Origin of the sequence: Frankia sp. AiPa1 (assembly GCF_023243075.1) — a bacterium.
In the GTDB taxonomy this organism is placed as follows: domain Bacteria; phylum Actinomycetota; class Actinomycetes; order Frankiales; family Frankiaceae; genus Frankia.
Window position 1 is genome coordinate 1 of record NZ_JALKFZ020000078.1, and the last position, 4403, is coordinate 4403.

Genomic DNA, 4403 nt, shown 5'->3' on the forward strand with positions numbered 1-4403 from the left:
CCGCCACCGGGCACTCCAGTTCATGGTCACCTAACGCGACAGATCGTCACACCACGCGACCTTCGCGCAGCCCTGGGCTAACCCCAAGGCCGTGTAGTTAGTGAGCCATTCCCAACAACGACCAGTGACGCTTGGTGACCGTTACGGGGTGTGAGTGTTCCCGGGGGCTGTGACGACGAAGGCGCGGGGCTCCGGTAGCAAGGTTGTTCCGACCAAAGAGCAACCCGAAGGAACCCCGCGCCTCAATGAGTTTCACATACACCGCCGAGTTGCCTCTCGGCGATCACACCGTCTTCCGCCTGGCGGGTCTCCTCGTTGCCGAGCGTCAACGCCGCGGGACCAGGCATGGCACCCATACACTGTCCGCGTTGGAACAGGCCGTCATGGTCCTGCGCTGGTTCTGTGACGACACCAAGGCCAGATAGCTCTTCCGAGATCATGGAGTGTCCCGGTCGGTGGGCTACCGTTACTCGCACGAGGGCATCGTCGTGCTCGCCTGGCAGGCCCCCGACCTGCGCGAAGCGCTGATGCGGGCCAGGATCGCCGGCTACGACCATCTGATCATCGACGCGGGTTCGGGATCTGCCGTCCCGGGTGGTGGTCTATCTGCTGCTGGCCGCGGCCCTGTTTCCCGGGATCGGTTACCCGCTGGTGTGGGCGAAGCTGACCGGAGGGCTCGAGGGGCTGGGGGTGGCGTCGCCGACCGGCGCGGCGCTCGCGCAGGCGCGGCGGCGGCTCGGTCCGGTTGGTCGCGTTGGTCGCGTGCGGGACCCGGACCGTCGTCGACGCGGCGTTCGGGCCGACGGCCAGCGGGGAGACGGTCTACGCGGCCGAGCTGGTCCGGTCGTTGCGGGCCGGGATGATCCTGCTGGCTGACCGTAACTTCGCCAGCCAGAAACTCCTCACGGCCGTCGCCGCGACCGGCGTTGACCTGCTGGTCCGGGTCAAGAACGGCCGCCGGCCGCCGGTCTGTCGCCGGCTGCGCGACGGGTCGTGGATCTCGCGGATCGGCCCGGTCGAGGTCCGGGTCGTCCGCTGTGAGATCACCATCGTGACCACGGCCGGCCGTCGGACTGGGGTCTACCAGCTCGTGACCTCTGTGACCGATCCAGGGATCCCGGCCGCCGACCTGATCCGTCTCTACCATGATCGGTGGGACGTCGAGACCGCCTACCTGGAGCTGAAGGCGACGATCCTCGGTGGCCGGGTCCTGCGGGCGAAGACGCCCACGGGGGTCGAGCAGAAGGGCTACGCCCTGCTCTGTGCCTACCAGGCGCTACGCCTCGCGATCGCGGACGCGACCCTGGCCACGGATCTCGACCCCGACCGCGCCAGCTTCACGATCGCGCTCGAAACTGCCCGCGACCAGCTCGCCAAGGCCGCCGACGTGATCACGGACAGCGTCATCGACCTCGTCGGGAAGATCGGCCGGGCCGTCCTGGCCCGGTGTCGACCTCCTTCCTCGCGGGCGTCAACTCAGTCCGGATACAGGGTGACCCGCGGAACTGGACGCAGCGGGTGTGACGCCCGCGGTCCGGGAGGCGCACGCTGACGGGCGGTACCGTCCAGGCGCGGATACCCGGCTTCCAACGCGCCGCGGCCAGCGCCCAGGAAGGACGGTCGTGACGGAACAGCAGCTGACGACGCCGGAGCCCGGGCCGACGCCGCCGCCGCCGGAGACCCATCACCCGGCAGGGCGCGACGCGGCCCGGTTGGCGCTGGTCATCGGCGCGCTCGGTGTGGTGTTCGGGGACATCGGGACCAGCCCGATCTACACCCTTCAGACGGTGTTCAACCCGAGCGACCCGCATCCCGTCCCGGTCAGCACGGACAACGTGTTCGGCGTGGTGTCCCTGGTGTTCTGGTCTGTCACGATCATCGTCACGGTCACCTATGTGCTGCTGGCCATGCGCGCCGACAACGATGGCGAGGGCGGCATCATGGCCCTGATCACCCTGCTGCGGCGGCTGAGAACGGGACCGAGTGGCCGGACCGCCGCCGTGCTGGCAGGGTTGGGCATTTTCGGGGCGGCGCTGTTCTTCGGCGACAGCATGATCACGCCGGCGATCTCCGTGCTGTCCGCGGTCGAGGGCATCAAGATCGTGGAGCCGTCGTTCGAAGAGCTGATCGTGCCGGCCACCGCAGTGATCATCGTGCTGCTGTTTCTCGCGCAGCGGTTCGGCACCGCCACGGTCGGCCAGATGTTCGGGCCCGTGATGATCGTGTGGTTCGTGACCATCGGCGCGCTCGGGGTGGTCGGCATCGTCGGGCACCCGGCCATCCTTGAGGCGTTGTCGCCGACCTACGCCGCGGGTTTCCTGGTGCACCATTTCGGCACCGCGTTCTTCGCCCTGGCGGCGGTCGTGCTCGCGGTCACCGGCGCTGAGGCGCTGTACGCCGACATGGGTCACTTCGGCCGGCCGGCGATCAGCCGTGCCTGGCTGCTCCTGGTGTTCCCGGCGTGCGTGCTCAGCTACCTCGGCCAGGGGGCGCTGATCCTCGGCGACCCGGACACCATCAGCGGCCCGTTCTTCCTCCTGGCCCCCGGCTGGGCACGGCTGCCGCTCGTCCTGCTGGCCACCGCCGCGACTGTGATCGCCTCCCAGGCCGTGATCACCGGGGCGTACTCGGTCGCGTCGCAGGCCGCCGAGCTCGGCTACCTGCCTCGGCTGCGGGTCGCCCACACCTCGGAGTCCATGATCGGGCAGATCTACGTCCCGTGGATCAACTGGCTGCTGATGGTCTCGGTGCTCACGCTCGTCTTCGCGTTCCGTAGCTCGGCGGCCCTGGCGTTCGCGTTCGGCATGGCGGTGACGGGGACGATCACCATCACCACCCTGCTGTTCTTCTACATCGCCCGGCGGAGGTGGCACACGCCGCGGTGGCTGCTCGGCCTGGGCGCGAGCGTGCTGCTGGTGGTCGACCTGCTGTTCCTCGCGGCCAACCTGACCAAACTCGTCCACGGCGCGTGGCTTCCGCTGCTCATCGCGCTGACGGCGTTCACCGTCATGACCACCTGGCAGCGAGGCCGAAAGATCGTCACCGCGCAGCGGGAACAGAGCGAGGGATCGCTGCACGATTTTGTCGAGCAACTACGCGTGAACGTGCCGCCCACGGACCGGGTGCCGGGCACGGCCGTGTTCCTCAACCGCAGTAAGCAGACTGCGCCGCTGGCACTGCGGGCGAACGTCGAGCACAACCACGTGCGCCACGACCTGGTCCTGATCGTGTCGGTCCAGACCCTGCCGGTGCCGCGCGTGCCGGCGAACGATCGGATCGCCGTGGACGATCTGGGCTATACCGACGACGGCATCAGCCACATCACCACACGATTCGGCTACATGGAGACGCCAAATGTGCTCGGCGCCCTCAGAACGATCGACCCGGCTATCGTCGAAGGACGGCAGCTGAACCTGGACCAGGCGTCCTACTTCCTGTCCAAAATCGAGCTTCGAAGCGGGAAGACGCCGACCATGGCACGCTGGCGCAAACGCCTGTTCATCGCGACCTCATACATCACCGCTGACGCCGCCGAACACTTCGGCCTCCCACGCGACCGCACCGTCATCATGGGCTCACATATCGAGGTGTAGCGGCAGCGAAGAGTCATCGGAGCCCACATCGCCATCTCCCCGAACCACCGTCTCTGTCGGTAAGACATTCGAGGCCGTGGGCAGGGAGGACAGGGCGGGGGTGGGACAGCAGACGCGCGGAACTCGCGTACCTGGGGGGCAGTCTGCCATCCGGCGACGGCGGCACACAGTGACCGCAGACTGGTCATGATGCGCCCGGAGTGCGTGCTGGCCGCGAAATCCTCCGCCATCTTTCAGGAAAAGCGAGATGGAAAAGGCTCCATGAACGGGAAGCGGCGATGTGACGATTTTCGATGCTCTGACCGCGGGCCTGAGCGAGACCGGAGATCACCCGGTGGCGCAGGTCGGCGCGGACATCACGATCGCCGGTCGACGGCGGTTCCGAGGGTGCCGCCAGGCGGCTGTGCCTGGTGCCGCTGACAGGTGGCTGGCGGACGGCGGGCGAGGGCCGAGATCCTGAACGATTTCCTCGGCCTCGGCGGGGCACCCCGACCCGACGTCAGCACGACGGTCCACCCGACGAGTCCAGGCCCGGCAGCCACTGGACTCGCCGGTCCCCCGGTTGCTTTCGATGCCCCGAAAGACTATAAGTGGGTTAGCACTCGACAAGGTTGAGTGCCAACCTCTGGCGCGACGGGTGCCCGGGCTCATGGCCCGATCATTATGTTCGCTATGGCCCCGCTGGCGGCCGGCACTCCTCCCCATGGCTCAGGCCCAGGAGGAAGCACCAATTATGCCGAAGATTATTGCCTTCGACGAGGAGGCTCGGCGCGGCCTGGAGCGCGGCATGAACCAGCTGGCCGACGCTGT

At 67.8% G+C, this 4403-nt stretch carries 2 protein-coding genes and 2 pseudogenes; all 4 read left to right on the forward strand.

Annotation, left to right across the window (positions count from 1 at the left end; genetic code table 11):
* Positions 1–245: 245 nt before the first annotated feature.
* Positions 246–569, forward strand: a pseudogene (locus MXD95_RS07450) (IS5/IS1182 family transposase); the annotation flags it as partial.
* A 28-nt stretch (positions 570–597) separates the two neighbouring features.
* Positions 598–684 (forward strand): annotated as a pseudogene (locus MXD95_RS29195) (hypothetical protein); the annotation flags it as partial.
* 61 nt (positions 685–745) lie between these two features.
* Positions 746–1552, forward strand: coding sequence for a transposase (locus tag MXD95_RS07455; protein WP_250639805.1), 807 nt, complete (start codon positions 746–748; stop codon positions 1550–1552).
* A gap of 70 nt (positions 1553–1622) precedes the next feature.
* Positions 1623–3593, forward strand: coding sequence for a potassium transporter Kup (locus tag MXD95_RS07460; protein WP_250639806.1), 1971 nt, complete (start codon positions 1623–1625; stop codon positions 3591–3593).
* Positions 3594–4403 lie beyond the last annotated feature (810 nt).